Here is a 25646-nt window from a genome sequence, read left to right on the forward strand (position 1 = left end):
GAATATGCTCTTATAGAGAGCATTATGGAAAATGACAGCCCCTACGCAGCCGTCTCGGGGAAAAGGCCTGCAGCTGTCACATATTCGCTACAGGGGAAAAGCGCGCGTTGGGCCCGCTACTGATCTGTCGCCAAGAGCTCCCCGCGCACCGGTGCTCAGTTCGCATCCATTTTGAGCGCGGCGATGAAGGCTTCCTGCGGAATGTCGACCTTGCCGAACTGGCGCATGCGTTTCTTGCCGGCCTTCTGCTTCTCCAGCAGCTTGCGCTTGCGGGTGATGTCACCCCCATAGCATTTGGCGGTCACGTCCTTGCGCAGGGCCGAGATGGTCTCGCGCGCGATGATCTTGCCGCCGATCGCCGCCTGGATCGGGATCTTGAACAGGTGCTGCGGGATCAGCTCCTTGAGCTTTTCGCACATCACCCGGCCGCGCTGCTCGGCACGGGCGCGGTGCACGATCATCGAAAGGGCATCCACCGGCTCGCCATTGACCAGGATCGACATCTTGACCAGCTGGCCTTCCTCGTAGCCCTTGATGTGGTAGTCGAAGCTGGCATAGCCGCGGCTCACCGATTTCAGCCGGTCGTAGAAATCGAACACCACCTCGTTCAGGGGCAGCTCGTAAACCAGCATGGCGCGCGAGCCCGCATAGGTGAGCTGCTTCTGCCGGCCGCGCCGGTCTTCGCACAGCTTCAGCACCGCGCCCAAATGCTCGTCGGGCACCAGAATGGTGGCCTCGATCCAGGGCTCCTCGACCTTGGCGATCTTCATCGTATCCGGCATGTCGGCCGGATTGTGCAGTTCGGTCACGGTGCCGTCGGTGAGATGCAGATGGTAGACCACCGAAGGCGCGGTGGTGATGATCTCGATCCCGAACTCGCGCTCGATGCGCTCCTGGATGATCTCAAGATGCAGGAGGCCGAGGAAGCCGCAGCGATAGCCGAAGCCGAGCGCGGCCGAGGTCTCCATCTCGAAGGAGAAGCTGGCATCGTTGAGCGCGAGCTTGCCCATGGCATCGCGCAGGGCCTCGAAATCCGAGGTGTCGACCGGGAAAAAGCCGCAGAACACCACCGGCTGGGCCGGGCGGAAGCCCTTCACCGGCGCCTCGGCACGCCGCTTCTCGTCGGTCACCGTATCGCCCACACGGGTGTCGGCGACCTGCTTGATCGCGGCGGTGAAGAAGCCGAGCTCGCCGGGGCCGAGCTTGTCCACCATCTCCTGTTTCGGTCGGAAGAAGCCGACGCGCTCCACCTGATAGCTGGCGCCGGTGCTCATCAGCAGGATGCGCTGGCCCTTGCGCAGCTCGCCGTCGATGACCCGGACCAGCACGACGACCCCGAGATACGGGTCATACCAGCTGTCGACCAGCAGCGCCTTGAGCGGCGCATCGAGCGAGCCCCTGGGCGCCGGCAGGCGGTGGACGATGGCTTCCAGCACGTCGGGGATGCCTTGGCCGGTCTTGGCCGAGACCTCCACCGCGTTCGAGGCGTCGATGCCGATGACGTCCTCGATCTGGGCCCGGATCCGGTCGGGCTCGGCGGCGGGCAGGTCGATCTTGTTGAGCACGGGCACGATCTCGTGATCGACCTCGATCGCCTGGTACACATTGGCCAGGGTCTGCGCCTCGACACCCTGGCTTGCATCCACCACCAGCAGCGAGCCCTCGCAGGCGGCAAGCGAACGGTTCACCTCATAGGCGAAGTCCACGTGGCCCGGCGTGTCGATCAGGTTGAGAACGTAGCTTTCCCCGTTCCGGGCTTTGTAATCCAGGCGGACGGTCTGCGCCTTGATGGTGATGCCGCGCTCGCGCTCGATTTCCATGGAGTCGAGCACCTGCTCCTTCATCTCGCGCGAGGAAAGGCCGCCACAGGCCTGGATGAGCCTGTCGGCGAGCGTGGACTTGCCATGGTCGATATGGGCGATGATGGCGAAGTTGCGGATATGCGCGAGATCGGTCATGGGAGGGCTAGATAGCATTCCGCTGTCCGCGGTCAAGCGCCGAACACTTGGCCGATGAGACGCGTGCGCCGCCATGTGTTCCTCGCATGCCGTTGCCGCATGCAACCTGATCGATTAGAACCGACGACGGCACGGGGCCATCTCCCATGCCTTCAAACCAGGAGCCATGATGCGACCTTCCCGACGCGAAGCCCATGAACTGCGTGCGATCAGCCTTGAGCGCGGCGTTTCCAAGCATGCGGAAGGCTCCTGCCTGGTCCGGTTCGGCGACACCCATGTGCTGTGTACCGCCAGCTTGGAAGCGCGGGTGCCGGGCTGGCTGCGGGGCACCGGCAAAGGGTGGGTATCGGCCGAATATGGCATGCTGCCCCGGGCGACCACCGAGCGGACGCAACGGGAGGCCGCAACCGGCAAGCGCGGCGGCCGCACGCTGGAGATCCAGCGGCTGATCGGGCGCTCCCTGCGGGCTGCCGTTGACTTGACGAAGCTTGGGGAGATGCAGATCACCATCGACTGTGACGTCATCCAGGCGGATGGCGGCACACGCACCGCCGCCATCACCGGCGGCTGGGTTGCCCTGCATGACTGCCTCCAGTGGATGATGGCGCGCAACATGCTGCGCGAGATGCCGCTCGTCGGCCAGGTCGCGGCGATTTCCTGCGGCATCTATCGGGGAACCCCCGTCTGCGATCTCGATTATGCAGAGGATTCGGACGCCGAGGCGGATGCCAATTTTGTCATGAACGGCAGTGGTCAGCTGATCGAGGTGCAGGGCACGGCGGAAAAGGCGCCGTTCTCCGAGGATCAGTTCGTCGAGCTCTTGCGGCTGGCACGCCAAGGCATCAATCGCGTGCTGGACTTGCAGAAGACGGCGGTGAGCTGAATGAGGCCAGCCGGCATTCTGGAAACGGTGCTCTATGCGGCGGATCTCGATGCCGCCGAGGCTTTCTATGAGAAAGTGCTCGGGCTCGAGCGCGTGGCGCGGGTGGACGACCGGCACGTGTTCTTTGCCTGCGGAAACCAGATGCTGCTGATCTTCAACCCGGCCGTGACGCGTCAGCCGCCGAAGCCGGGGATGCTGCCGGTACCGCCCCATGGCGCGGAGGGGCAATGCCACATGTGCTTCCGGGCCAGTCGAGACGAGCTCGCGCAATGGCAGGCGCATCTCGAAGCCCATGGGGTGGCCATCGAATCGGTGGTGGACTGGCCACAGGGCGGCCGCTCCATCTATTTCCGCGACCCCGCCGGCAACTCTATCGAATTCGCGGAGCCGCGCATCTGGGGCTTCTCGTGACGGCGCGGGTGCTGCGGGACGGCCGCCTCGTCGTGGCGACCCACAACCCCGGCAAGCTCCGGGAGATTGCCGATCTGGTGAGGCCGCTCGGGATCGGCACGGTGTCTGCCGGCGAGCTCGGCCTGCCCGAGCCGGAGGAGACCGGCGACAGCTTCACCGCCAATGCGGTGCTGAAGGCGCGCGCCGCGGCGGGCGCGGCGGCGTTGCCGGCCCTCGCGGATGACAGCGGGCTGAGCGTGGACGCGTTGGGCGGTGCGCCCGGCATCTACTCCGCCCGCTGGGCTGGTCCGGCCAAGGACTTCGCCATGGCCATGCGCAACGTGGAGGAGCAGCTGCAGGCGCAGGGCGCCCTCGACCCCGAGCAGCGCCGCGCCCGCTTCGTGTGCGCGCTTGCACTGGCCTGGCCCGATGACCATGTGCAGGTGTTCGAAGGCCGGGTGGAGGGCACGCTGGTGTGGCCGCCGCGCGGCGATCGCGGTTTCGGCTATGATCCGATGTTCCTGCCGGATGGCCACGTGCTGACCTTCGGCGAGATGGACCCGGACGAGAAGCACATGATTTCGCACCGGGCGCGGGCGTTCAAGGCGTTGACGGAGCACGTGCTCAAGGCGCACAGGGATGAGTGACCTCGGCGAGACATCGTTCGGCGTTTATGTGCATTGGCCGTTTTGCCGGGCCAAATGCCCGTATTGCGATTTCAACTCCCATGTGCGTCCCGGGGCGGATGCCATGGCCTATGGTGCGGCGCTCGCACGGGAGATTGCCCACTATGGCGCGCTGCTGCCGGGCCGGCTGGTGACCAGCATCTTCTTCGGCGGCGGCACCCCGTCGCTCATGCCGCCCGCGGCGGTCGCGCTGGTGCTCGATGCCATCGCCGGGCACTGGCCGGTGGCGCCGGATGCGGAAATCACCCTGGAAGCCAACCCCACCAGTGTGGAGGCCGGCAATTTCCGCGGCTATGGCCAAGCCGGCGTCAACCGCCTGTCGCTCGGGGTGCAGGCCCTCGATGATGCTTCGCTAAGAGAGCTCGGCCGCGAGCACACGGTGGAGGAGGCGCTGGCCGCCCTCGACCTGGCGCAGTGCACCTTCGGACGGGTGTCCTTCGATCTGATCTATGCGCGCCCCGGCCAGACGGCGGAGGCCTGGCGGGGCGAGCTCGCGCGGGCGCTTGGCCGCCGCACCGAGCATCTCTCCCTCTACCAGCTGACGATCGAGCCGGGCACGCCTTTTGCCGCGCGGCACAAGCGCGGCACCCTGATCATTCCTGAGGATGAGGCGGCGCTCGAGCTTTACGAGATGACGCAAGCCTTGTGTAGCGCGGCCGGGCTGCCCGCCTATGAGGTGTCGAACCACGCGCGGCCGGGTGCGGAGTCCCGTCACAACCTGACCTATTGGCGCTACGGGGAATATGTGGGCGTAGGCCCCGGCGCCCATGGCCGGCTGGTGCTTGGCGATGGCCGGCATGCCTTGCAGGCGATACGCGCGCCGGCAGCTTGGCTGGCCGCTGTCCGCCGCGACGGCCACGGCATCGCAGACGATGTCCGCCTCACCCCGGAGGAAGCGGGCGAGGAATTCCTGCTCATGGGGCTGCGTCTCGGCGAGGGCGTTTCGCTCGACTGCTTCGAGGCGCTGAGCGGCCGGTATGTGCCGACGCAGGATCTAGCGCTGCTGGGCAATGAGGGCCTGATTACCTACGACCCGGCGCGCCGCCACGTGGCGGCCACTGCGCGCGGGCGGCAGGTGCTGAATGCCGTGATCGCGGCCATGATCGCCTCCGCCGCACGAGCCGAGGCTGCCTGAGCACCGTGGAGCGCGACCCGCTTTAGAGCGTCTCCGCCTTTCTTCGAATCGCGGAACCGCTCTAATTCTCGCTTGGTCGCATTTTCTTCACGCGAACCGATATCCACTTCGCGCGAAAATGCTCGAGATCGACCGCGAACCGCGCCGGACATGTCGCATAACGAAAACGCGGCCCCACGAGGAGGCCGCGTTCCCCAACTCGAAATTCTATCGAGCTCAGTAGCCGCCGAACCGGAAGGTCAGGCCAGCCTGCACCGTGTGGATGAACAGGTCGTCCTTCGTCTGAGCAGCATAGGCGTCCACGCCGCCCGGATAGACATAGGCACCGCTGTCCTTCAGCTTGGCATCGAGCGCGCCCTTGAAGCGGTAGCCGAGATCGAGATCGATGGCCTCGGACAGCGCCCACTTGATGCCGCCGCCAGCCTGGAAGGCAAAGTTGGTCGTGCTGTCGTCGATCCACTTCACGCCACCGACCTTGAGGCTCTGGTCGACGAAGGCCACACCGACACCACCGCCGATATAGGGCTTGAACAGGCCGCCCATGTTGAAGTCGTACCACAGGTTGGCCAGCACGAACGTGGCGCTGAGGTCGTCCTTCGCCTTGGCGCTTACGCCGAATTCGTCAACGAAGGTGTCGCCATCCACGTCGACGATCTCGTAGAAGGTGCCTTTCAGCTTGTCGTTGCCGGCCTGCATGTAGGACACTTCGATTTCGCCGCGCAGACCGTTGCCCATCTCGTAGCCGATGTTGCCGCCCACCAGCCAGCCCGTGTCGAAATGGGTCTTGCCGTCGAAGCCGTACAGCGCCGTGACAGGGCCGCTCTCGTCGTAGAACGCGCCTTCCGTGTCCATGCTGAGCGGGAAAGCCGCGCCACCGAACACGCCCACATACCAACCCCCGACAGGCACCGGCGCAGGAGCGATCACCTGTTCCGGCGGCGGGGGCGTATAAAGATCAGCAGCGAAGGCGCCACTCGCGCCCAAAATCATCGCAGCGCCAGCGACGCCAGCATATAACATGTTACGCATATTTAGCTTCCTCTCTCCCGAAGGACGACTGGCTGAACCCTATACGGGTGAAAGATAAGAGTCCGCAGAAAAGATGCGTACGGTCCGCAAAATGATCTCGAAGTAACGGTGATGTTGCAGAACGGCAACGAAAATTCCTACCAAAAAGAGCAATGAGGAAAACTGTACGCTATGGTAGCAACACGAGTGGACGGAATTTCACCAAAGATTTACCAAAAACGGCCGAAAAGCAAAGGATTCCTTGCCGAATTCGGGCGATACTGTGGCGCGATTCGCAGGCCGGGAACGGGTGCCGCCACAGGGGCGTCCGGCGTCATCCGGCGTTCGATGGAAAGCGTCAGCATTTGCCCTGTTTAAGTAACCTTGATGAACCGTTAAGGTAAGCACGACCATGTATTCCTAGAGAACCGCTCGCGCGCATATGCATTAGACAGGATATACGCGAGTAGAGGCGCAGATTAACCAAAGTATAACCATGGCGTGGCCGGCCCGTCCTTGCGCATCCATTTAACTGGCCATTAAAGGCTCTCCGATACGGTCGGCAATGGATCCGGCGACGGCGCGCGAGCGCACAAGACCGGAATGCGTCAAACGGTGGATGAGACGAATGGAAAGGAAGCGGGGCGCATGCGCAAAGGGCGGATCCGATGCGGTCGCCCTTGAATACGGCCTTATCGCAGCTGGTATCACGATGGCGATCATCGCCGTGATTGTCTCGATCACGATAGGCTGAAAATCCGAGGTCTGATCAGGGAGAATGCGGCCGTGGAGCGGGGCTCTGCGGCCGTATTGCTTTTGAGGGGGACGGCAGCGGCGTTCCGGGATCGGTTTGCGGCCTGGAGAAGGTCGGGCTATCGTGCGGTCCCGTCGACCACGAGGCCGCTCATGACCGATTACCAAAATCTGCTGCTTGAGGCGAACGTCGCCGGGGTGGGCGAACCCATCCCGGTGAAGGCTGTCGCGAAGGAGGGCGCCGAGGCCTTCCTGGCCGCGCTCGGTGAGCCCGCGCGATCTTGGGCCAAGGCACAGGATTTCGGCGGCAAGGCGGGCCAGCTGGTTCTCGTGCCAAACCGGGTGGGCGGCATGGAAGCGGTTCTCTACGGCCTGGGATCCACCGCCGACGGATACGATCCGTTCGCGCCGGGCAAGCTGGCCAGCCAGCTGCCACCCGGGGTGTACCGCTTCGCCGATGACCTGCCCGAGCAAAGGCTCGCCGCGCTTGCCTGGCTGCTCGAGAGCTATCGCTTTACCGGCTATAAGTCGCAGCCCGAGCCCAAGGCGAAGCTGGTCGCGCCCGAGGAGTGCGACCGCGATGGACTGATCCGTGAGGCCCGGGCCGTCGCTCTGGCCCGCGACCTGATCAACACCCCATCCAACGACATGGGGCCGGCCGAGCTTGCCGAGGCCGCCCGCACCGTCGCCGAGACCGGCGGCGCGCGCTTTTCAGTGATCGATGATCAGCAGGTACTGAAGCGCGATTTCCCGATGGTCCATGCGGTAGGCAAGGCCAGCGCGCGCGAGCCGCGGCTGATCGACTTCACCTGGGGCGAGGAGAGCGCCCCCAAGCTCACCCTGGTCGGCAAGGGCGTCTGCTTCGATACCGGCGGCCTCGACGTGAAGCCGGCCTCGGGCATGTTGCTGATGAAGAAGGACATGGGCGGTGCCGCCAACGTGCTGGGGCTGGCGAGCCTTGTCATGGCGGCGAAGCTGCCCGTGCGGCTGCGCGTGCTGATCCCCGCAGTCGAGAACAGCATTTCCGGCGCTGCCTTCCGGCCCGGCGACGTGCTGAGGAGCCGTAAGGGCCTGACGGTGGAAATCGGCAACACCGATGCGGAGGGCCGTCTGATCCTGGCCGACGCGCTCGCGCTGGCCGAGGAGGAGCAGCCGGATCTGATCATCGACATGGCCACCCTCACCGGCGCGGCGCGGGTCGCCTTGGGGCCCGATCTTCCGGCCTTCTTTTGCAGCGACGACGCCCTGGCGGGGGATCTCGCCCGCCACGGCACCGAGCACAACGATCCGCTGTGGCGCTTGCCCTTCCACCAGGCCTACAGCGCCTGGCTCGACAGCAAGGTGGCGGATATGAACAACGTGTCTGACGGCAGCTTCGCCGGCGCGATCACCGCGGCCCTGTTCCTCAGGAAGTTCGTCGGCGGCAACCGGCGCTATATCCATGTCGATCTGATGGCCTGGAACCAGAAGGCGCGCCCGGGCCGGCCCATTGGCGGCGAAGCCCAGGGCATGCGCGCGCTCTATGCTCTGATCGCCCAGCGCTACCGGTTATAGGGCGCCATCTTGCATCCAAAGCCCATCGGGCCATAATATAACGGGTCCGAAACATTTGTCGCACGGGGACGCGCGGCGCGGCATGACCCACACCTTGACCATGAACCAGGCGCTGAAGCTCTGGCAGACGATCCATCTCGACCTGGTCAAGGATGGCCAGCCGGATCTCTCCGCGCGGCAGACCGCCATCCTGTTGTCGGTCTATCTGGAGCCTCCGCCTCACACGATCCGTGCCTTGGCCGCCAGGCTTTCAGTAACCAAGCCGGTGATCACAAGAGCACTCGACAGCATGGGCAAAGAAGGGTTGATTAGCCGGAGGCGTGACCAAAATGATCGCCGCAACGTGCTGGTTCAGCGTACAGTAAAGGGATCGCTCTTCTTGGAGCATCTTGGCGATCTGATCATTGCGCATGCACAGAGGGCGACATCATGACCGTTCTTGACCGCCGCATCACCCCTTTCCGGAGCGACTTGGCGGCCGACTGGTTGAAGGGCACGGTCGAGGCGGCGCGCTTCGTCGCGCCCACGCTCATGCGGGTCTCGGTGCCGGCGCTCGGCATGCGGGCCTCGCCCCGTTTCGATGCGCCCCACACGACCGAAGCGCTCATGGGCGAGGCGGTCCGTGTCTTCGAAATCACCGAAGGTTGGGCCTGGGCGCAGCTCGTGGACGACGGCTATGTCGGCTATCTTCCGTCGGAGGGATTGGCCGCGGACGAGGGGGAGCCCACGCACCGGGTCACCGCGCCGTGCACCACCCTCTACCCCGCGCCGAACATCAAGACCCAGCCGACCCTCACCGTCAGCCTCGGCGCCAGGCTCAGGGCCACCGGCGAGGCCGACGGCTTCGTGCGCACGGCGAGCGGGATGTTCGCCTTCGCCAAGCATGTCAGGCCGGTCGGCGAAACCGTCAGCGACTTTGTTTCGGTTGCAGAACGGTTCTTGGGCGCGCCATACGTGTGGGGCGGACGGCAATGGACGGGCATAGACTGTTCCGGCCTGGTGCAGGTCGCGCTGCAGGCGCAGGGTGCGCCATGCCCGCGCGACAGCGACATGCAGGAAGCCAGCCTAGGTCGCCCGCTTGATCCCCGCGACCTCGCAAAGCTGCGGCGGGGCGACCTGGTGTTCTGGCCCGGGCATGTGGGCATCATGGCCGACGCCGAAACGCTGCTGCACGCCACCGGCCATTACATGCAGGTGGTGCTGGAGCCGTTGCGCGAAGCGGTCGAGCGCATCCGTCAGCAGGGCACTGAGGTCCGCAGCATCAGGCGGCTCTGACCTCAGCTACGCAGGCTGGCGCCGGTCGCCTTCGTTGCCTGGGCCACGATGCGGGCCGATATGGCCTCGATCTCCTCGTCGGTGAGGGTCTTGGTCTGCGGCTGCAGCATGACCTCGATGCCGATCGATTTCTTGCCCGGCCCGAGCGCCCGCTCCGCCGCCTCGCCTTCGAACAGATCGAACACCGACACCGCGGCGATGAACTGCTTGTCCGCACCCTTCACCGCCCGCACCAGCTTGTCCGCCGGCACGTCCCGGTCGAGCACGAAGGCGAAGTCGCGGGTCAGCGGCATCAGGTCCGACTGGACCAGCGCCGGCCGAGCCGTGCCCTTGGCCCGCCGGTCGGGAATGGCATTCAGCACGACCTCGAAGCCGACCAGTGGCCCCTTCACGTCCATGGCCTCCAGCACGCGCGGGTGCAGTTCGCCGAACCAGCCGAGCTGGTTCTTGGGGCCGAGCTGCAGCGTGCCGCAACGCCCCGGGTGGAACCAGGCCGGTCCACCTTGCACCACTTGCAGCGAGTCCATCGGCGCGCCCGCCGCTTCGAGCAGCGCCAGCGCGTCCGCCTTGGCGTCGAACAGATCCACCGCCGCCGGCTGGCCGGACCAATGGCGCCCGCTCTTGCGTCCGCGGCGCACGCCGGTCGCCCGCAGGGTTTCGTCCGCCGGCGCATCGCCCGCATAGGCCGGTCCCACCTCGAACAGGCCCACATCGCCGAAGCCGCGCGCCATGTTCCGCCCCACCGCGGCGATCAGCGTGGGCAGGATCGACGGGCGCATATCCGACAGTTCCGACGAGATCGGGTTGGCAAGCTCGAGCTCCGGGGTGCCGCCGCCGAACAGCTCCGCCTGCCGCTTGGACACGAACGACCAGGTCACCGCCTCGTTGAGGCCGCGCGCCGCCAGCACCCGCTCGGCGATCGCGGCGCGGCGCTGCAAGGGCGTCAGCACCAGGCGCGCCACCGGGTGCGGCCGGTCCATGGGCGCAGGCGGGATGTTGTCGAGGCCGACGATACGGCAGACCTCCTCCACCAGGTCGGCTTCGCCATGCACATCCGGCCGCCATGAGGGCACACGGCAGACCAGGCCCTCATCCGTCTCCGTCACCCCGAAGCCCAGGGCTTCCAGAATGCGCCTCTGCTCAGGAACGGTCACGTCGGCCCCGCCCAGGGTGCGCACCCGGTCCTTGCGCAGGGTGTAGCTGCGCTCGTGGTCGGGCACCTTGCCGGCAACGACCAGCTCGGATGCCTCGCCCCCACACAGCTCCAGGATCATGGCCGTGCCGAGCTCGGCACCCGCTTGCACGAAGCATGGGTCGGCCCCGCGCTCGAACCGGTAGCGGGCATCGCTCTGGATGCCTAGCTTGCGTCCGGTTTGCGCCGTGCGCACCGCATCGAAATAGGCGGACTCGAGGAACACCGTGGTGGTCTCATCCGTGCAGCCGGAATGCTCCCCGCCCATGATGCCGCCGATCCCCTCCGGGCCCGCATCGTCGGCAATGACCACCATGCCCGGCTCGAGCCGGTAGGTCCTGCCGTCCAGCGCCAGGATCTCCTCGCCCGCCCGTGCCGAGCGCGCGACGATGTTGCCCTTCACCTTGTCGGCGTCGAACACGTGCAGCGGCCGGCCATAGCCGTAGGTGATGTAGTTGGTGATGTCGACCAGCGCCGAGATGGGCCGCAGCCCGATGGCACGCAGGCGCCGCTGCAGCCAGGCCGGCGAGGGGCCGTTCTTCACCCCGCGAATGGTGCGGCCCACGAACAGCGGACAGCCCTCCGGGTCCTCGGTGCGCACCGAAATGGGCGAGGCGAAGCGGCCCGGTATCTCCGGCACGGCGAGCGGCTTGAGCTTGCCCAGCCCTTTGGCGGCAAGGTCGCGGGCGATTCCGTACACGCCCAAGGCATCTGGCCGGTTGGGCGTCACCGAAATATCGACTACCGGGTCGTCCAGCCCGAGCGCCGTCGCCGCCGGTGTGCCCACCGGGAAGTCCTCCGCAAGGTCGATAATGCCCTCGTGCTCGTCGGAGATCAGGAGCTCCCGTTCCGAGCAGAGCATGCCGTTCGATTCGACGCCCCGGATGCTTGCCTTGGTCAGGTCGAGCCCGGTACCCGGGATATGCGTGCCCACGGGCGCAAAGATGCCGCGCAGGCCGGTGCGCGCGTTGGGCGCGCCGCACACCACCTGCAGCACGCCCGCATCGGTTTCGACCGTGCACACCCTGAGCCGCTCCGCATTGGGATGCTGCACTGCCTCGCGCACATAGGCCACCCTGAACGGCGCCAGCGCTTCGCGCAGATCGGTCACGCTCTCCACCTCGAAGCCGCAGCCGACGAGCCCGTCGAGAATGGCTTCCAGCGGCGCGTCGGTCTCCAGATGCTCCTTGAGCCAGCCAAGGGTGAATTTCATGACAGTCCTCCCGCCAGGGTGGGCAGGTCCAGCGCGCTGAAGCCATAGTGGCGCAGCCAGCGCAGATCGGCCTCGAAGAAGGCGCGCAAATCCGGGATGCCGTATTTGAGCATGGCGATGCGGTCGAGCCCCATGCCGAAGGCGAAGCCCTGATAGCGCGCGGGATCGACACCGGACGCTATGAGCACATTGGGGTGCACCATGCCGGAGCCGAGGATCTCCAGCCAGCTGTCCCCTTCGCCGATGCGGATCTGCCCGCCCTCCCGCCGGTAGCCGATGTCCACCTCCATGGACGGCTCGGTGAACGGGAAATGGGAGGCGCGGAACCGCATCTTCACCTTGTCCACCTCGAAGAAGGCCTTGCAGAACTCCTCCAGCACCCATTTCAGGTGGCCGAGATGGGTGGTCTCGTCGATCACCAGCCCCTCGATCTGGTGGAACATCGGCGTGTGCGTCTGGTCGCTGTCCGAGCGGAAGGTGCGCCCGGGCGCGATGATGCGGATGGGCGGCTCTTGCGCCAGCATGGTGCGGATCTGCACCGGCGACGTGTGGGTGCGCAGCACCTTGCGCGTCCCGTCCGGCTTTTCCCTCAGATAGAACGTATCGTGCTCCTGCCGCGCCGGATGCTCCGGCGGAATGTTCAGGGCGGTGAAGTTGTAGAAATCGTCCTCGATATGCGGCCCCTCGGCCACCGCGAAACCGAGATCGCCGAAAATCTGGATCACCTCGTCATAGACGTGCCGCACCGGGTGGATCGTGCCGCGCGCCTCGGGCCGGACGGGCAGGGTGACATCCACGGTCTCGGTGGCAAGCCGCGCCTCGAGCGCCTGCTCCTTCAGAGCCTCGCGCCGCGCCGCGATCGCGTCCGTCACCCGGTCCTTCAGGCTGTTGAGCAGCGGGCCCTGCTGCTTGCGCTCCTCCGGCGTCATCGCGCCGAGCCCTTTCATGAGCTCGGGGATGACCCCCTTCTTGCCCAGGGCTGCAACTCGCGCCGCTTCCAGCGACGGCTCGTCGGCCGCGGCGGCGATTCCATCGAGGAGCTCGCGCTCCAGGGTGTCGATCCGGTTCATCGTCTCAAATCCGTCAGCGGTAATGGCAGAAAACACGGAAAGGCCGAGCTCACGCGCCCCGCATGAGCTGCGGCGTGGGCTCGGCCAAAGACCGGATAACCATCGTGTCCGCGAGAGAGGCGCGGGCAGCGGCCGAGAGGGCTCCCGGCCGCGAGACGTGGGCTGAGCCTACAGGGCCGCCTTCGCCGTCTCGACCAGCGCCTTGAATGCCGCGGGCTCACGCACGGCGAGATCGGCAAGAACCTTGCGGTCCACCTGCACACCGGCCTTGTCGAGCCCGTTGATAAATCGGCCATAGGTCAGGCCGAGCTCGCGCGCCGCCGCGTTGATCCGCTGGATCCACAGCGCACGGAAGTTGCGCTTGCGCACCCGGCGGTCGCGATAGGCATATTGGTTGGCTCTCTCCACCGCCTGCTTGGCCACGCGGAAGATGTTCTTCCGGCGGCCGTAATAGCCGGCGGCCTGCTTGACCACCTTGCGGTGGCGGGCGTGTGCGGTGACCCCGCGCTTGACGCGTGCCATGGCTGCTCTCCTCTATGTCCGATCAACGCCCATACGGCAGGAAGTGCCGCACGATCTGAGCATCGCTCTCGTTGAGGATGGTGGTGCCGCGCTGGTCGCGGATCTGGCGGTTGGTGCGCTTGATCATGCCATGGCGCTTGCCGGACTGGTTCGCCCGCACCTTGCCGGTGCCGGTGAAGCTGAAGCGCTTCTTCACCGCCGACTTGTTCTTCATCTTGGGCATTTTGCTTCCTTTCGTGAAACAGCATAAGGACGCCTCTGCCGCTCCCCTTGCGCCGCAAGAGCAGGGTGAAAGACGCCGCTTCGGATTGAAGCCTTCGGAGCCGACACGGCATGCCCTTGTGAAGCCGGCCAGCTCGATGCGAGCAGCTTATAGGACGAGCGCGCCCGAGATGCAACCATGCGCGTGACGCAAGCCTGACCTGCTCTGGCCAGTTTGCCCTTGCAGCGCGCCTGGCCGACTGGGAAAGATGAGGGTGCGCATCCACCAAATCGGGGCCCCAGGTTCGTGCTGAACGGCGGCCCCAGGAACTCCCGCCGTGTCATCCCGCCTCTACGGCAATCTCGCCGGCGTCTTTTCCATGCTGGTCTGGTCGACTGGCCTGCCCGCCGCCGCGGAGGTCCTGAAGACCTGGCACCCGCTGCTGGTCATGCCGGTTCGCATGGCGCTGGCCGGCGTCGTTCTCTCCCTCGTGGTGCTTGCCTGGAACAGCCTGCCCAGGCTCACCCTTCAGCTCGGCAAGGACATCATGCTGGCCGGGTCGGCCATGGGCATCTCAGGCTTGTTCCTGGTCTGGGGCCAGGCCTTTGCCCACCCGGTGAACGTGGCGATCATCGTTGCCTCCATGCCGGCGATTTCCGCGGCCGTCGGCATGCTCACCGGGCGCGAGCGGTTGACCGTCACCATTGCGCTTGGCGTCGCCCTGGCCATGGCCGGCGGCATCGTCACCATCGCTGGCCGGGAGCATGGCGGGCCGGAGCGCGTCGCCCTCGGCCTGGGCGAGCTGCTCGTGTTCATCTCCACCGTGCTGTTCGTGTTGTTCACGCGCATCTCGGTCGACCGCCTTGGCAACATGTCGGACCTTGCGCGGGCCGCCGTCACCACCACCGCCTCGAGCCTGGTCACCGCGCCGATCGCCGTGATCGCCGGCCTCCTGGGCCTGGCTGAGCTGAACTATGCTCTCGATGCGAAATCTGTCGGGCTGCTGGTCTGGCTTGGCTGCATCGGGATCGGGCTGTCTTCGGTGTTCTGGATGGCGGCCTGCCGGATGCTGGGCGTCACGGTGGCCTCCATGCACAACAACATGATCCCCTTCTATACCATGCTGTTCGCGCTGCTGCTGGGGCAGGCGGTCTCGCTGGTCCAGGCGCTGGGCGGCGTGCTTGTCATTTGCGGAGCCGTGCTCGCGCAACTGCAATTTCGGTCACTCAAGTTCCGACCGAAAGGCGGGCAGGGCGTTTAGAGCATTTCCTAGGGCGTCAGGCCCCTCCCGCCGGGAGAGGCCCCGGACGGCAATATCAGCGCGGTGCCAGAACCATGATCATCTGCCGGCCTTCGAGCCGCGGTTCCAGCTCGACTTTGGCACGGTCGATGATGTCCGCACGCACCCGCTCCAGCAGCTTCATACCGAGATCCTGATGCGCCATCTCGCGGCCACGGAAGCGCAAGGTCACCTTGACCTTGTCGCCCTCGTCGAAGAACCGCTGCATGGACCGCATCTTCACGTCATAGTCGTGCGTGTCGATGTTCGGACGCATCTTGATCTCCTTGATCTCGATGGTCTTCTGCTTCTTGCGGGCTTCGTTCGTGCGCTTTTGGGTCTGGTATTTGAGCTTGCCGTAATCCAGGATCTTGCAGACCGGCGGTTGCGCGTTCGGTGAGACCTCCACGAGGTCGAGGCCTGCGTCCATGGCAAGCTCGATCGCGTCCTCGGTTCTCATGATGCCGCGCTTCTCGCCATCCTGGTCGATGACCAGAACCTCGCGAGCCTGGATACGGTCGTTGGCGCGTGGACCATCGTCTCGGGTCGGCGGCGCTTTGAAGGGTCTGCGGACGATCTTGATATCTCCTATGCTGTTGATCCGAAGGGCTGCCTGTCAGCCTGACGATCAGGTATCGCTCGGCTGCAGATATTTGCGAGCCAAGGCCACATATCAATCTTGAACTCAAAGCGGCAAGTCAAGCACAGGCTTCACCTTACACCACTAAAAGCTTTAGACCTGGTTAGGTAACGCCCCATGAGCACACCCGTCGCCTATCACCGCGCATGCTCCACCCGCCTGGCCTTCCTCCACGACGGGCCGAACCACCCGCACCGATGCGGCCTGTTTTGGCTCGGCGGCTTCAAGTCGGTCATGACCGGCGAGAAGGCCACCCGCCTTGCGCAATGGGCCGTATCCCAAGGGCGCAGCATGCTGCGATTCGACTATTCCGGCCATGGCGCGTCGGGCGGAGAATTCAGGCAAGGCACAATCTCGCGCTGGCTCGACGAGGCGGTCGTCATCTTCCGCGAGGTGGCGCCGGGCCCGCGCATCATCCTCGGCTCCAGCATGGGCGGCTGGTTGGCCCTGCTCTTGGCCAAGCGGCTCAACGAGCATTTTCCGGACGACGTGGGGCGGGTGCATGGCCTGGTGCTGCTTGCGCCCGCTACAGATATGACCGCGCAGCTCATCCGACAAGGGATGACCGCCGAGGAGCGGGAATGCCTTGCGCGCGAGGGCGTCGTGGCGCGGCCGTCCATCTATGGCGACGGCCCCTACGAATTCACGCGACAGCTGCTCGATGACGGCGATCTTCATCAGCTTTTGAACGCCGCTTATCCGGCCGCAGTTCCCGTCCGCATCCTGCATGGTGAGCAGGACGAGGCGGTACCCTGGCAGCACGGGCTCGCCACCTACAGCATGATCGAGGGAGACGACGTGACCTTCACCTTGGTCAAGGGCGGCGACCACCGCTTGTCCGACGAGCGCTCGCTGGATCTGCTGGTCACCACGGCCGCCGCGCTCTGCACCAGGGCGGATGCCGTCATTGCGCAGCGGCAACCAGCGCCTGCAGACCCTCCCGATAGGTCGGATACTTGAAGCTGTAGTCCAGCTCTTCACGCACCCGGGCATTGCAAACCCGCTTGCTCCCCGCAAAGAAGCCGCGCGCCACCGCCGAAAGCTCCGCCTCTTCGAACGGAATGGCGGGTGGCGTCTCCACCCCGAGCAGGCGGGCGGCGTAGGCGATGACCTCTTCGGGCGGGGAAGGCTCGTTGTCTGCCACGTTGTACACGCGGCCGGGGTTGGGCTTAGCGACCGAGGCCGCCAAGATGCCGACGATATCGTCGCGATGGACACGCCCCACGAAGTGATTCGGCTTGATGATCCTGCGGGCTTTGCCCTGCCGCACCGCTTCGATCTGGTTGCGGCCATCCGGCCCGTAGATCCCCGCCAGGCGAAAGATGTGCACGGGAAGTCCGGAACGGGCGCCGAGCGCCTGCCACTGCCCTTCGGCCAGCACCCGCCGGCCGCCGCGGTCGGTGCTCGGCACGGTGGGCGCGTCCTCGTCCACCCACGCCCCGGCGTGGTCGCCATAAACGCCGGTGGTCGAAAGGTAGCCCGCCCAGTCCATAGGCCCGGCATGGCGGGCGAGATCTTCGCCATGCAGCTTCAGGAACGGGTCGCCGTCATCGTCCGGCGGAATGGACGCCAGCACGTGAGTGACGCCGGCGAGCAGCCCGTCGATATCGACCAGCGGCCCTTCGCCGTCGAACACCACCATGCGAAAGCCTTGCCCCTCCAGCTGCTTCGCCTTCTCTGCACTGCGTGTGGTGCCGGCAACCGTCCAGCCCAAATCGCGCATCCGCCGCGCGAATTCGCGCGCGCAATAACCCATCCCCAGGCAAAGCAGGCTCTTGCTCATTCCAGTCTCCACTCGGCCGCAACCTCTAGATCCGTCTCCGCCGGGGCCAGCGCCGCGGCCAGGGCGGCGAATTCATCTGGCGGAACCAGCTTACGGAGCGCCCATATAGCCATCGCGCGCACCAGTGGCGATGGGTCTTGCAAGCGTTCCCGCACTGTGGGAACCAGCGCCGGATCACCGGAATTGCCGATCGCGATCAGCACGTTGCGGATGAAGCGGTTGCGCCCGGCTCGGCGCACCGGCGTCCCGGCGAACATGGCGCGGAAGCCGGCATCGTCCAGCTCGGCGAGCACCTTCAGTCGCGGATTGCGTAAATGGGGACGGGCCTGCAGCTTGGCATCGCTCGCCTGCCGGGCGAACTTGTTCCATGGACACACCGCCAGGCAGTCGTCGCAGCCGAAGATCCGGTTGCCGATGGGCGCGCGGAATTCCAGCGGAATGTGCCCCTTATGCTCGATGGTGAGGTAGGAGATGCAGCGCCGGGCATCGAGCTGGTAAGGCGCCGGGAATGCCCGTGTCGGGCAGATGTCGAGGCACGCGCGGCACGAGCCGCAGCGGTCCTCCCCGGCCGTATCGGGCGCAATCTCCGCCGTCGTTGCGATGGCGCCGAGAAACAGCCAGGAGCCGAACTCCCGCGAAACCAGGTTCGTGTGCTTGCCCTGCCAGCCTAGCCCGGCCGCTTCGGCCAGCGGCTTCTCCATGAGCGGAGCGGTATCCACGAACACCTTCACCTCGGCGCCCGTCTCGCGGACCAGTGTGCGCGCCACCGCCTTCAGGCGCTTCTTGATCAGCTCGTGATAGTCGCTGCCCAGCGCATAGACGGAGATGACACCGCCGCCGTGATCGTCGAGCCGCGCCAGTGGCGACTCGTCCGGACCGTAATTCTTGCCGAGCATGATGATGCTGCGCATCTCGGGCCACAGCCGGCGCGGGTCGCCCCGGCGTTCGGCCGTATCCCGCATCCACGCCATGTCGCCCTGGCGATCATCGGCGATGAAGGCGGCAAGCCGGGCAGAGGCTTCCGGGATGGCATCGGGCGTGGTGAAGCCCACGGCATCGAAGCCCTCCGCTTCGGCCCAGCGCCGTATCCTTTCTTTCAATTCCGCAGCCGCCATGCCCCGAGATAGGGAGCAAGGGGCTCAGAAGTCCAGATCCGCGTAGATCCGTGGCGGCGGCATGCCGCGGATGTGGTCGGCCAGCAGCGGCCGGAAGGAGGGTCGCGATTTGATGCGCTGGTACCATGCCTTGGCGGAGGCGCTCACGCCCCAGGGCACGTCGCCGAGATAGTCGAGGCAGGAGAGGTGGGCCGCGGCCGCGAGATCGGCTTGGGTCAGGTCGTCGCCAGCCAGCCAGTTCCGGTGCTCCGCCAGGGTGCCGATATAGTCGAGGTGAGCGCGGATATTGTGCAGGGCTGCCCGCACAGCGTTCATGTTGGTGGGCCCGCCGCCCTTGCCCGGTGGCGCGAGGCGGCGTTCCACCTTCTCCGTGAGGATCAGCCGGCTCACCTCCCGGTGGAACTTCACGTCGAACCACGCCACCAGCCGCCTGGTCTCCGCGCGCTGAGCCGGCGTGTTACCGAGCAGCGTGCGCCCGCGTTGCCCATCGGCCGAACCGCCGCGGGTTTCTTCCAGATAGTCGGCCAGGGCCTCCACCCCGGGGATCACCGTCTGGTCGTCCTCGATGAAGATCGGCAGCGTGCCGGCAGGGTTGAGCAGCAGAAGCTCGTCCGGGTTGTCCCACGGCTTCTCCTCGATGACCTCGGCCTCGATCCCCAGCTCGCCGAGCATGAGCCTGATCCGGCGCGAAAACGGGTCGAGCATATAGTGGATCAGCTGAGGCATTCAGGTCCGTGGCGTCCCGTTGAGCTGAGATGGGAAAGGGCCGAAGGGCGGGCTCAACCGTGCAGTCCGCGATCATAGCTACCGGTCGGCCGGAAGCGCTCTAGATATTGCGGCACGATGGCCTCGAGCGCCTGCGGCACGATGCCGAGCCCGGCGAAGGTGCGCTTGTCGCGCGCCGCGTCTGCGCTCACCACATTGTCATATTGCAGCTGCGTCACCTGGTCCGTGGTCAGCAGCGGCTTCGGCAGCATCTGCAGGAAGGTAGCCTGCAGCTTTGCGGCCGAGAACGGAATGGGCATCAGCAGCCGGCGCCGGTGCGTCGTCTTCAGCACATATTCGAAGATCTCGCGCAGGGTGAGGATTTCCGGTCCGCCCAACTCGTAGATAGTGCCGGCCCCGATCTTCCGGTCGACAAGCTCGCCCACAGCCCGAGCGATATCGCCCACATAGACCGGCTGCATGCGCGTGCGCCCGCCGCCGATCAGTGGCAACACCGGCATCACCCGCGCCATGGCGGCGAACAGGTTCAGGAACTGGTCCTCAGGACCGAAGACCACCGACGGCCGCAGGATGGTGGCCTCGGGAAAGGCGGCGCGGACGCGCACTTCCCCCTCGGCCTTGGTGCGGGCATAGGCCGATGGAGAGGCGGGGTCGGCGCCGATGGCAGAGACATGGATCAGCTGGGTGGCGCCTGCCACGTGCGCGACCTTTGCCACCGCTTCGGCCCCCAGCACGTGAATGGCCTCGAAGGTCTGCCGTCCGGTCTCGTAAAGAATGCCGGTGAGATTGATCACCGTCTGCGCGCCCTTGCACGCAGCCGCTATGGACGCGGGATAGCGCACATTGCCCTGCACCGCCTGGATCTGGCCCACCATGCCCAGCGGCTGCAGGTGCCCGGCAAGTTCGGGGTGGCGGACCGCGGCCCTGATCCTGTAGCCGCGCTTGGCCAGGACCTGTACGATGTGGCGCCCGAGAAAGCCCGATCCGCCAACGATCGTGACCAGAGTGTTGGATGTGGACGTCACGGTGCCTCGCTCTGCTGCCGCATGCCAGGCCGCCCCGCGGCGGCGGCATGCTCCCCGTCAGACTGCCTTTTACCGTTCCCGCCCGAGAATGCAACGGGGCCGTGAAGCGATATCCGCGCCCCGGCGTCTCCCGTTCGAACGAAATCACGATCGATCAGTTGACAATGCGCCCCTTGAGATCCTATGTCATCGGCCGTTGCCCAGGTGGCGGAATTGGTAGACGCACTAGCTTCAGGTGCTAGCGAGGGAAACCTCGTGGAAGTTCGAGTCTTCTCCTGGGCACCATTTCCCCTATGTGCCGATCCACGTGAGGGCGCCTGCCCGGACGTGAGTGCCGTAGCCATTCGGTGCCTGGCTCCCGGCAAGAAGGACGTTGGATGATAACCCTCCATCGTGGCGACCTTGGTCCTGATGTCCGGTTCGACGGGTCAGTGGCGGTCGATACGGAAACGCTTGGCCTCAACCCATACCGCGACCGACTGTGCCTCGTGCAGCTTTCCGCCGGCGACGGCACGGCGCACCTGGTGCAGATCGACCCGGCCAGCTTCCACGCGCCGAACCTCAAGGCGCTGCTGAGCGACCCTGGTCTGCTCAAGATCTTCCATTATGCACGCTTCGACGTGGCCGTCCTCAAGTACTATCTCGGCATCGAGGCTACCCCGGTCTATTGCACCAAGATCGCATCGAAGCTGACGCGCACCTACACGGATCGCCATGGGCTGAAGGATCTCTGCCGTGAGCTCCTGGGCATCGAGCTCTCCAAGCAGCAGCAGAGCTCCGACTGGGGCGCGGCCGAGCTGGCCGACGCGCAGCTGCAATACGCGGCCGCCGATGTCCTCTATCTCCACCAGCTGAAGGCCCAGCTCGACCAGCTGCTGGCGCGCGAGGGGCGCACCCAGCTCGCCGAGGCCTGCTTCCGCTTCATTCCCGCCAGAGCCGCGCTTGACCTTGCAGGCTGGGCGGAAGAGGACATATTTGCCCATTGAGCGTCGGCCGCGGCGCTCGGGAAGCGGACTGTGCCGGATCCGGTTCCGGGTCCTGGGAGCATGATTTTCCGATGGTGATGCCCACGCCTCACGGTGCCAACCCGGCGGCGCAGCCCGGTGCGAGAGAAGCCGTTCCGCATCGGCGCCGGACCCGCTTCACGCCCGCGCGCATCATCATGTGGGGCTTGACGGTCGTGCTGGTCGCGCTGGTGGCGGCATTCGTCATCCAGATCGGCATGTTCCCCTCCGTTTATGCGCCCCAGGTCACCGAGCAGCCCGTCCAGGATCCGGAAGTGGCCGTCGCACGGGAGGTTCAATTCACCGGCTTCGACCGCGACGGGCAACCCTTCTCCGTGCAGGCGCAGCGCGCCGCCCAGGACAAGGACCGACCGTTCCGCGTCCACCTCGAGGCCGTGAAGGTCGAGATGAAGCTCAAGGCCAGCGGCGAGCTGCTGCTGGTCACCGCGCGCCAGGGGCTTTACGACGACAAGGCCAAGACGCTCGATCTCGCCGGCCAGGTCCATATCGTGAACAGCGCCAACTACTCGGCGAACCTGCAGACCGCTCGCGTGTTCCTGAGCGAAAAGAGACTTCTCAGCGAAGATCCGGTAGAGGTTAGGTTTCCCGACGGCACCATAACGGCCGGGGGAATGGAGATGCGCGATGACGGCCAGCAAGTATATTTCACAAGGAATGTTCGCACCAATTTCTCCCAGAGATCTGAGCGCGACGACGCGCAGCCGGGGCCGCGGCCCTAGAGCATTTTCGAGCGAAGTGGATGCCGGTTCGCGTGAAGAAAATGCGACCGGGCAAACACCTAGAGCATTTTCGAGCGAAGTGGATACCGGTTCGCGTGAAGAAAATGCGACCGGGCAAACACCTAGAGTGCTTCCGCGATTCGAAGAAAAGCGGAAGCGCTCTAAGTCGCGCGCCGGACTGGCGCTGTTCTGCGCCGCCGCTATCAGCCTGGTCTCCTCCATGGCCGCCGCCCAGTCGGTCGACGCATCCAAGCTCAAGGATGCGAGCGGTACCTCCAACAGTGGCGCGGTCGATATCCTCGCTGAGAAGGTCGAGCTCAATCAGGAGCGGCAGCAGGCGGTTTTCACCGGCAGCGTGGACGCAACGCGCGGCAATGTTCGCCTCAAGAGCCAAAAGCTGGTCGTGGATTACGAGGAGGTGAAGACGGGCGACCGCACCGAGCGCAAGTTCAAGTCGCTGCAGGCGGACGGCAACGTGGTGGTGACCAGCCGCGGCCAGGTGATCAATGCGGACTGGGCGAAGATGGACGTCCCCAGCAACAAGATCGTCATGGGGGGCAATGTGGTCGTGACCCAGGGGCAGACGGTCCTGCGCGGCAACCAGCTCAACATCGACCTCAATACCGGCCAAAGCCAGCTCTCCGGCGGGCGGGTGCGCGGCCGCTTCGTGCCTTGAGCAGAGTCTGTAGGCGCCCCCCAGAGCTTCATAGAAAATTAATGGAAACCGACGGTAATTGGGTGGAACGGAACGACGTGGACAGACCTGCAGCACCGCCCAGGAAGCGATCTATCTCGTTGGAGAACTCCGGTAGGGAGAGGGTGGGCATGTTCGCCCCCCACGATCGCGTCGGATGGAACGGTGGTGCTGGCGGCGAGGGGCTCGTGGCCCACTCCTTGGGCAAGAGCTTCAAGCGCCGCCCGGTGGTGCGGGGTGTCAGTCTTTCCGTTCGACGCGGAGAGGCGGTCGGCCTTCTCGGGCCCAACGGGGCGGGAAAGACGACGGTGTTCTACATGATCACCGGCCTCATTGCGGCGGATTTCGGCTCCATCGAGCTCGATGGGACCGATATCACGCATCTGCCGATGTATCGCCGCGCCCGCTTGGGAATCGGCTACCTCCCCCAGGAGGCGTCGGTTTTCCGCGGACTGACGGTGGAAGAGAATATCCGCGCGGTTCTGGAGCTCACCGAGAAGGACCGGAAGGCGCGCGAGAGTATGTTGCGCGGGTTGTTGGATGAGTTTGCTATCTCGCATCTCCGGAGTACGCCAGCTGTTGCATTATCTGGCGGAGAGCGTCGAAGGGTGGAGATCGCACGAGCACTCGCCGCCCGTCCCCAATTCATGCTCCTCGACGAGCCGTTCGCCGGGATTGATCCCATTGCGATCGGCGATATACGCGAGCTGGTGCGACACCTCACCGCTCGGGGAATCGGGGTGCTTATTACGGATCACAACGTCCGAGAAACCCTCGAGCTTATCGATCGCGCGCTCATCATACACGAGGGTCGGGTCCTGATGGAGGGCTCCCCCGCCGAGATCGTCAGCAATCGCGAGGTGCGCCGCCTGTATCTTGGTGAACAATTCACCCTGTGAGTGGTTCATTTCTTCTGCTGTTGTCCTTTCGCATAGACCAGTGCACCTTTCTTCGCAAAATGCTCTATAGGTGACCCGTCGAAACCTGCTGCCCCATCGCGCGCGGGGCGAGAAGGGGACGGACGAGAGCGTGATCCCGAAGAAGTGGGAACCGGTTTTCGGAAAAGATCGCGCTCAGGCAGAGGATTAGAGCGGGACGGCCAGAGGCCGCGCCGCTCTGGGGCCATCGAGGTTATGGTGCTGAGAGCAAAGCTCGAGCTTCGCCAGGGGCAATCTCTGGTCATGACGCCTCAGCTGCAGCAGGCCATCAAGCTGCTGCAGATGTCGAATGTCGAGCTGTCGCAATTCGTCGAGGGCGAGCTCGAGCGCAATCCGCTGCTCGATCGTCCCGAGCAGGACGAGGACTTACCCCAGCTCAATGGCGAAGCGGAGCGCGCCTCGCCCGTCCAGGACAGGCTCGACCGCCTCGATACCGATCTCGACAACGTCTACGCCGATGAAGCGCCGGCCGACCGCCAGGCACGCGAGACGGTTGCCGGCATCGCCGACTCAGGTTGGTCCAGCCTCGCCGGCGGTGGTGGCGGCGGCTTTGCGGATTCGCTGGACGGAGACCTCCACGGAACCCTGCGGCAGCCCGTCAGCCTGCATGAGCACCTGGAGCAGCAGCTGAGCGAGGCCGCCCTTCCGCCAGCCGAGCGGCTGATCGGCTCTCATCTGATCGGCATGCTCGATGAGGCCGGCTATCTCCGTGCCGATCTTGCCGAGCTGGCGCAGCAGCTCGGAACCGAGCCCGAAGCCATCGAGGCCTGTCTGCGCAAGATCCAGGGCTTCGATCCGCCGGGCATTGCCGCCCGCGACCTCAAGGAGTGCCTGGCCATTCAGCTGGAGGCGCAGGGCGACCTCACCCTGGAGATGGAGGCGCTGCTCGACAATCTGCCGCTGCTCGCCCAGCGTGATTTCGGCAAGCTGCGCAGGGCTTGCGAGGTCGATGCGGACGAGCTGCGCGAGATGGTGGCGAAAATCCGCCGCCTCAACCCGAAGCCGGGTGCCGGCTTCGGCGAGGGGCCGGTGCCGCTAGTCGTGCCCGACGTGTTCGTGCGCGCCGCCCCGGACGGCAGCTGGCGGGTCGAGTTGAACAGCGAGACCCTGCCGAGGGTGCTCGTCAACAACCATTACTACGCCGAGGTCAGCCGCCACGGCACGCGCGACCAGGATCGCGAGTATCTTTCCGAGTGCCTCGCCAATGCCAATTGGCTGGTCAAGAGCCTCGAGCAGCGGGCCCGCACCATTCTGAAGGTCGCGCGGGAAATCGTGCGGCAGCAGGATCCGTTTCTGGTCCAAGGCGTGCAGTTCCTGCGCCCGCTGAATCTGCGCAAGGTGGCGGACGCCATCGAGATGCACGAATCCACCGTCAGTCGCGTCACCGCCAATAAATACATGGCGACCCCGCGCGGCACCTTCGAGATGAAATACTTCTTCACCACCGCCATCGCATCGGTCGAAGGGGGCGAATCATACTCCGCCGAAGCGGTGCGCCACCGCATTCGCGAGCTTGTGGAAAACGAGACGCCGGCGAATGTCCTGTCCGATGACAGGATCGTGGAGCTGCTGCGCGATTCAGGTATAGACATTGCACGCAGAACCGTTGCCAAATACCGGGAAGCATTGGGAATATTATCTTCGGTTCAGCGCCGTCGGGAGAAGCTTGAAAGCCGATGATCTCTGGGCCAAATACTCGGGCGATTAACATGCCTGCGCCTGGGCTGCGGGGTCTGCGTCGGTCCGAAAACATGAAGTTGGGCGAGCTCTGCACAAAACGTATGCTGATTTTTTAAAAAATGATTGGGAGGATCGTTGACTTGCGGCGCTCGCACGACTAGGTAGGGGCACCCGTTCGAGA

General features: G+C 65.3%; 25 protein-coding genes and 1 tRNA gene. 15 read left to right on the forward strand and 11 right to left on the reverse strand.

The genetic code is table 11. The features are described 5' to 3' along the window. Positions 1 to 155: 155 nt before the first annotated feature. Positions 156 to 1958: a translation elongation factor 4 gene (gene lepA / locus E4P09_RS08830; RefSeq protein WP_137389317.1), complete on the reverse strand. Its 1803-nt coding sequence runs from the start codon at positions 1956 to 1958 to the stop codon at positions 156 to 158. 169 nt (positions 1959 to 2127) lie between these two features. On the opposite strand from lepA, the gene rph reads away from it, so the two are divergent. The 4 genes from rph to hemW are packed head-to-tail and all read left to right on the forward strand — an operon-like array spanning position 2128 to position 5052. Further along, entirely contained in the window at positions 2128 to 2841 is a 714-nt protein-coding gene (rph, locus tag E4P09_RS08835) for a ribonuclease PH (RefSeq protein WP_137389318.1), read from the forward strand. Next, positions 2842 to 3252 carry a VOC family protein gene (locus E4P09_RS26455; protein ID WP_137389106.1) on the forward strand — a complete coding sequence of 137 codons (411 nt, stop codon included), beginning with the start codon at positions 2842 to 2844 and terminating at the stop codon, positions 3250 to 3252. After that, positions 3249 to 3878, forward strand: a complete 630-nt coding sequence (gene rdgB, locus E4P09_RS08845; protein WP_170984311.1) for an RdgB/HAM1 family non-canonical purine NTP pyrophosphatase — start codon at positions 3249 to 3251, stop codon at positions 3876 to 3878. The genes E4P09_RS26455 and rdgB overlap by 4 nt, the downstream gene beginning before the upstream one ends. After that, positions 3871 to 5052 carry a radical SAM family heme chaperone HemW gene (hemW, locus tag E4P09_RS08850; protein WP_137389108.1) on the forward strand — a complete coding sequence of 394 codons (1182 nt, stop codon included), beginning with the start codon at positions 3871 to 3873 and terminating at the stop codon, positions 5050 to 5052. The genes rdgB and hemW overlap by 8 nt, the downstream gene beginning before the upstream one ends. A 216-nt stretch (positions 5053 to 5268) precedes the next feature. On the opposite strand, the gene E4P09_RS08855 is transcribed toward hemW, so the two are convergent. Continuing rightward, positions 5269 to 6081 (reverse strand): outer membrane protein, encoded by an 813-nt coding sequence (locus E4P09_RS08855; RefSeq protein WP_137389109.1) that lies wholly within the window; start codon positions 6079 to 6081, stop codon positions 5269 to 5271. An 885-nt stretch (positions 6082 to 6966) separates the two neighbouring features. Between E4P09_RS08855 and E4P09_RS08860 the strand changes: the two genes are divergently transcribed. From E4P09_RS08860 to E4P09_RS08870, 3 genes are all read left to right on the forward strand, one after another. Then, a complete protein-coding gene (locus E4P09_RS08860; protein ID WP_137389110.1) occupies positions 6967 to 8367 on the forward strand; it encodes a leucyl aminopeptidase family protein in 1401 nt (466 codons plus the stop codon). An 82-nt stretch (positions 8368 to 8449) separates the two neighbouring features. Further along, a complete protein-coding gene (locus tag E4P09_RS08865) occupies positions 8450 to 8800 on the forward strand; it encodes a MarR family winged helix-turn-helix transcriptional regulator (RefSeq protein WP_137389111.1) in 351 nt (116 codons plus the stop codon). Next, complete coding sequence (locus tag E4P09_RS08870) at positions 8797 to 9642, forward strand: C40 family peptidase (protein WP_137389112.1); 846 nt, start codon at positions 8797 to 8799, stop codon at positions 9640 to 9642. The genes E4P09_RS08865 and E4P09_RS08870 overlap by 4 nt, the downstream gene beginning before the upstream one ends. Positions 9643 to 9644: 2 nt before the next feature. On the opposite strand, the gene pheT is transcribed toward E4P09_RS08870, so the two are convergent. The 4 genes from pheT to rpmI form a co-directional block, all read right to left on the reverse strand. Further along, positions 9645 to 12047, reverse strand: a complete 2403-nt coding sequence (pheT, locus tag E4P09_RS08875; protein ID WP_137389113.1) for a phenylalanine--tRNA ligase subunit beta — start codon at positions 12045 to 12047, stop codon at positions 9645 to 9647. Continuing rightward, positions 12044 to 13117, reverse strand: coding sequence for a phenylalanine--tRNA ligase subunit alpha (gene pheS, locus E4P09_RS08880; protein WP_137389114.1), 1074 nt, complete (start codon positions 13115 to 13117; stop codon positions 12044 to 12046). Before pheS ends, pheT begins: the two co-directional genes overlap by 4 nt. A 168-nt stretch (positions 13118 to 13285) precedes the next feature. Continuing rightward, complete coding sequence (gene rplT, locus E4P09_RS08885) at positions 13286 to 13639, reverse strand: 50S ribosomal protein L20 (protein WP_137389115.1); 354 nt, start codon at positions 13637 to 13639, stop codon at positions 13286 to 13288. Between the two features lie 22 nt (positions 13640 to 13661). Continuing rightward, positions 13662 to 13862, reverse strand: coding sequence for a 50S ribosomal protein L35 (gene rpmI, locus E4P09_RS08890; protein WP_137389116.1), 201 nt, complete (start codon positions 13860 to 13862; stop codon positions 13662 to 13664). A gap of 316 nt (positions 13863 to 14178) precedes the next feature. Between rpmI and E4P09_RS08895 the strand changes: the two genes are divergently transcribed. Next, the gene (locus tag E4P09_RS08895; protein ID WP_137389117.1) at positions 14179 to 15102 is read left to right on the forward strand and encodes a DMT family transporter; all 924 of its coding nucleotides are present in this window, start codon (positions 14179 to 14181) and stop codon (positions 15100 to 15102) included. 55 nt (positions 15103 to 15157) lie between these two features. Here the strand turns inward: E4P09_RS08895 and infC are convergent, their stop codons facing one another. Next, positions 15158 to 15697 carry a translation initiation factor IF-3 gene (gene infC, locus E4P09_RS08900; RefSeq protein WP_239025105.1) on the reverse strand — a complete coding sequence of 180 codons (540 nt, stop codon included), beginning with the start codon at positions 15695 to 15697 and terminating at the stop codon, positions 15158 to 15160. Positions 15698 to 15877: 180 nt separating this feature from the next. Here infC and E4P09_RS08905 point away from each other — a divergent pair, with 180 nt between their 5' ends. Then, positions 15878 to 16720, forward strand: a complete 843-nt coding sequence (locus tag E4P09_RS08905) for an alpha/beta hydrolase (protein ID WP_137389119.1) — start codon at positions 15878 to 15880, stop codon at positions 16718 to 16720. Here E4P09_RS08905 and E4P09_RS08910 read toward each other — a convergent pair. From E4P09_RS08910 to E4P09_RS08925, 4 genes are read right to left on the reverse strand one after another with little or no spacing between them, the layout of a single operon-like run. After that, positions 16665 to 17543 carry an SDR family oxidoreductase gene (locus tag E4P09_RS08910; protein ID WP_137389120.1) on the reverse strand — a complete coding sequence of 293 codons (879 nt, stop codon included), beginning with the start codon at positions 17541 to 17543 and terminating at the stop codon, positions 16665 to 16667. The genes E4P09_RS08905 and E4P09_RS08910 overlap by 56 nt on opposite strands. After that, positions 17540 to 18658: a tRNA epoxyqueuosine(34) reductase QueG gene (gene queG, locus E4P09_RS08915; protein WP_137389121.1), complete on the reverse strand. Its 1119-nt coding sequence runs from the start codon at positions 18656 to 18658 to the stop codon at positions 17540 to 17542. The genes E4P09_RS08910 and queG overlap by 4 nt, the downstream gene beginning before the upstream one ends. 24 nt (positions 18659 to 18682) lie before the next feature. After that, positions 18683 to 19384 (reverse strand): glutathione S-transferase family protein, encoded by a 702-nt coding sequence (locus E4P09_RS08920; protein ID WP_137389122.1) that lies wholly within the window; start codon positions 19382 to 19384, stop codon positions 18683 to 18685. A gap of 53 nt (positions 19385 to 19437) precedes the next feature. Next, positions 19438 to 20409 carry a complex I NDUFA9 subunit family protein gene (locus tag E4P09_RS08925; RefSeq protein ID WP_137389123.1) on the reverse strand — a complete coding sequence of 324 codons (972 nt, stop codon included), beginning with the start codon at positions 20407 to 20409 and terminating at the stop codon, positions 19438 to 19440. Positions 20410 to 20607: 198 nt separating this feature from the next. On the opposite strand from E4P09_RS08925, the gene E4P09_RS08930 reads away from it, so the two are divergent. The 6 genes from E4P09_RS08930 to rpoN all read left to right on the forward strand — a co-directional run bounded on the left by E4P09_RS08930 (position 20608) and on the right by rpoN (position 25465). Continuing rightward, positions 20608 to 20694 (forward strand) — tRNA-Leu (locus E4P09_RS08930). A 92-nt stretch (positions 20695 to 20786) separates the two neighbouring features. Further along, positions 20787 to 21395, forward strand: a complete 609-nt coding sequence (locus E4P09_RS08935) for a ribonuclease D (RefSeq protein WP_137389124.1) — start codon at positions 20787 to 20789, stop codon at positions 21393 to 21395. Between the two features lie 71 nt (positions 21396 to 21466). Then, positions 21467 to 22153, forward strand: coding sequence for an LPS export ABC transporter periplasmic protein LptC (gene lptC, locus E4P09_RS08940; protein WP_137389125.1), 687 nt, complete (start codon positions 21467 to 21469; stop codon positions 22151 to 22153). 127 nt (positions 22154 to 22280) lie between these two features. After that, positions 22281 to 22829: an LptA/OstA family protein gene (locus E4P09_RS08945; RefSeq protein ID WP_137389126.1), complete on the forward strand. Its 549-nt coding sequence runs from the start codon at positions 22281 to 22283 to the stop codon at positions 22827 to 22829. A 149-nt stretch (positions 22830 to 22978) separates the two neighbouring features. Continuing rightward, positions 22979 to 23746 carry an LPS export ABC transporter ATP-binding protein gene (lptB, locus tag E4P09_RS08950; RefSeq protein WP_137389127.1) on the forward strand — a complete coding sequence of 256 codons (768 nt, stop codon included), beginning with the start codon at positions 22979 to 22981 and terminating at the stop codon, positions 23744 to 23746. Positions 23747 to 23980: 234 nt separating this feature from the next. Further along, a complete protein-coding gene (gene rpoN / locus E4P09_RS08955) occupies positions 23981 to 25465 on the forward strand; it encodes an RNA polymerase factor sigma-54 (RefSeq protein ID WP_137389128.1) in 1485 nt (494 codons plus the stop codon). Positions 25466 to 25646: the final 181 nt, after the last annotated feature.

This window comes from Rhodoligotrophos defluvii, from assembly GCF_005281615.1.
Classification (GTDB): Bacteria; Pseudomonadota; Alphaproteobacteria; order Rhizobiales; family Im1; genus Rhodoligotrophos; species Rhodoligotrophos defluvii.

What these genes read in the sequence shown, in the direction of transcription:
- rph (WP_137389318.1), top strand. Translation starts at nt 2,128, where the DNA reads ATGCGACCTTCCCGACGCGAAGCCCATGAACTGCGTGCGATCAGCCTT.
- lepA (WP_137389317.1), bottom strand. Translation starts at nt 1,958, where the DNA reads ATGACCGATCTCGCGCATATCCGCAACTTCGCCATCATCGCCCATATC.
- E4P09_RS26455 (WP_137389106.1), top strand. Translation starts at nt 2,842, where the DNA reads ATGAGGCCAGCCGGCATTCTGGAAACGGTGCTCTATGCGGCGGATCTC.
- E4P09_RS08905 (WP_137389119.1), top strand. Translation starts at nt 15,878, where the DNA reads ATGAGCACACCCGTCGCCTATCACCGCGCATGCTCCACCCGCCTGGCC.
- E4P09_RS08910 (WP_137389120.1), bottom strand. Translation starts at nt 17,543, where the DNA reads ATGAGCAAGAGCCTGCTTTGCCTGGGGATGGGTTATTGCGCGCGCGAA.
- hemW (WP_137389108.1), top strand. Translation starts at nt 3,871, where the DNA reads ATGAGTGACCTCGGCGAGACATCGTTCGGCGTTTATGTGCATTGGCCG.
- E4P09_RS08855 (WP_137389109.1), bottom strand. Translation starts at nt 6,081, where the DNA reads ATGCGTAACATGTTATATGCTGGCGTCGCTGGCGCTGCGATGATTTTG.
- lptC (WP_137389125.1), top strand. Translation starts at nt 21,467, where the DNA reads ATGGTGATGCCCACGCCTCACGGTGCCAACCCGGCGGCGCAGCCCGGT.
- pheT (WP_137389113.1), bottom strand. Translation starts at nt 12,047, where the DNA reads ATGAAATTCACCCTTGGCTGGCTCAAGGAGCATCTGGAGACCGACGCG.
- E4P09_RS08860 (WP_137389110.1), top strand. Translation starts at nt 6,967, where the DNA reads ATGACCGATTACCAAAATCTGCTGCTTGAGGCGAACGTCGCCGGGGTG.
- lptB (WP_137389127.1), top strand. Translation starts at nt 22,979, where the DNA reads ATGTTCGCCCCCCACGATCGCGTCGGATGGAACGGTGGTGCTGGCGGC.
- pheS (WP_137389114.1), bottom strand. Translation starts at nt 13,117, where the DNA reads ATGAACCGGATCGACACCCTGGAGCGCGAGCTCCTCGATGGAATCGCC.
- E4P09_RS08870 (WP_137389112.1), top strand. Translation starts at nt 8,797, where the DNA reads ATGACCGTTCTTGACCGCCGCATCACCCCTTTCCGGAGCGACTTGGCG.
- rpmI (WP_137389116.1), bottom strand. Translation starts at nt 13,862, where the DNA reads ATGCCCAAGATGAAGAACAAGTCGGCGGTGAAGAAGCGCTTCAGCTTC.
- E4P09_RS08920 (WP_137389122.1), bottom strand. Translation starts at nt 19,384, where the DNA reads ATGCCTCAGCTGATCCACTATATGCTCGACCCGTTTTCGCGCCGGATC.
- E4P09_RS08865 (WP_137389111.1), top strand. Translation starts at nt 8,450, where the DNA reads ATGACCCACACCTTGACCATGAACCAGGCGCTGAAGCTCTGGCAGACG.
- E4P09_RS08935 (WP_137389124.1), top strand. Translation starts at nt 20,787, where the DNA reads ATGATAACCCTCCATCGTGGCGACCTTGGTCCTGATGTCCGGTTCGAC.
- rpoN (WP_137389128.1), top strand. Translation starts at nt 23,981, where the DNA reads ATGGTGCTGAGAGCAAAGCTCGAGCTTCGCCAGGGGCAATCTCTGGTC.
- queG (WP_137389121.1), bottom strand. Translation starts at nt 18,658, where the DNA reads ATGGCGGCTGCGGAATTGAAAGAAAGGATACGGCGCTGGGCCGAAGCG.
- rplT (WP_137389115.1), bottom strand. Translation starts at nt 13,639, where the DNA reads ATGGCACGCGTCAAGCGCGGGGTCACCGCACACGCCCGCCACCGCAAG.